A 1090-nucleotide genomic window follows, 5' to 3' on the forward strand; every position below is an offset into this window, starting at 1 on the left:
CAGCCAGAGGCCCGAGCCGGGGCCCACCAGCGTGGCAAAGACCGCGAGGCCCATGCCGACGATGCCGTACCAGACCGCGCGCTTGGCACTTTCCTGGTTCGACAGCCCGCCGAGCGAAAGGATGAAGAGAACAGCCGCGACAACATAGGCGGCAGTGGTGAATCCGAATTCCATCTGCACGGACTCCTTAGGATTTCTGGAACATGGCGAGCATGCGCCGTGTGACGAGGAAGCCGCCGAAGATGTTGATTCCGGCCATGAAGATCGACAATGCCGCCAGCAGGATCACCAGCCAGGAGCCCGAACCGATCTGCATCAGAGCGCCGAGAATGATGATCGAGGAAATCGCATTGGTGATCGCCATCAGCGGCGTGTGCAGGCTGTGCGCCACGCCCCAGATCACCTGGAAGCCGACGAAAACGGCCAGCACGAAGACGATGAAGTGCTGCATGAAGCTTGCCGGGGCGACGAGGCCCACCAGCAGCATCAGCACGCCGCCGACGCCGAGCAGGGTGAACTGCCGCTTGGTCTGCGCCTTGAAGGCCGCAACCTCCTGCGCCTTCTTCTCCTCGACGGTCAGCTCCTTGGGCTTTTCCTTCTTCTGCGCCGCAATCGCCTGCACCTTGGGCGGCGGCGGCGGGAAGGTGATCTCGCCCTTGTGGGTCACGGTCGCGCCACGGATCACGTCGTCGTCCATGTTGTGGTTGACCGTGCCGTCCTTGTCGGGCGTCAGATCGGTCAACATGTGACGGATGTTGGTGGCATAGAGCGTCGAGGATTGCGTCGCCATGCGCGAGGGGAAATCGGTATAGCCGATAATGGTCACGCCATTGTCGGTCACCACCTTCTCGTCGGCCACGGTCAGCTTGCAGTTGCCGCCCTTTTCTGCCGCCAGGTCGACGATCACCGAACCGGGTTTCATGGATTTCACCATATCCTCGGTCCAGAGCTCGGGCGCCTCGCGGTTGGGGATCAGCGCCGTGGTGATGACGATGTCCATCTCGGGGGCCAGCTCGCGGAACTTGGCCAGCTGGGCCTCGCGGAATTCCGGGCTGGAGACCGCGGCATAGCCGCCGGTGGCGGCGCCGTC

Annotated in this window: 2 protein-coding genes; both read right to left on the reverse strand. The window is 63.2% G+C overall.

Annotated elements, in window-relative coordinates; all coding sequences use genetic code 11:
- The coding region (locus tag PVW49_RS23705; RefSeq protein ID WP_274591808.1) for an NAD(P)(+) transhydrogenase (Re/Si-specific) subunit beta at window positions 1-174 on the reverse strand (174 nt) is incomplete at its 3' end.
- A gap of 13 nt (window positions 175-187) precedes the next feature.
- A partial coding sequence (locus tag PVW49_RS23710) for a Re/Si-specific NAD(P)(+) transhydrogenase subunit alpha (RefSeq protein WP_274591807.1) occupies window positions 188-1090 on the reverse strand: 903 nt, incomplete at its 5' end.

The sequence above is a fragment of the Marinovum sp. PR37 genome (genome assembly GCF_028807375.1).
GTDB lineage: Bacteria > Pseudomonadota > Alphaproteobacteria > Rhodobacterales > Rhodobacteraceae > Marinovum > Marinovum algicola.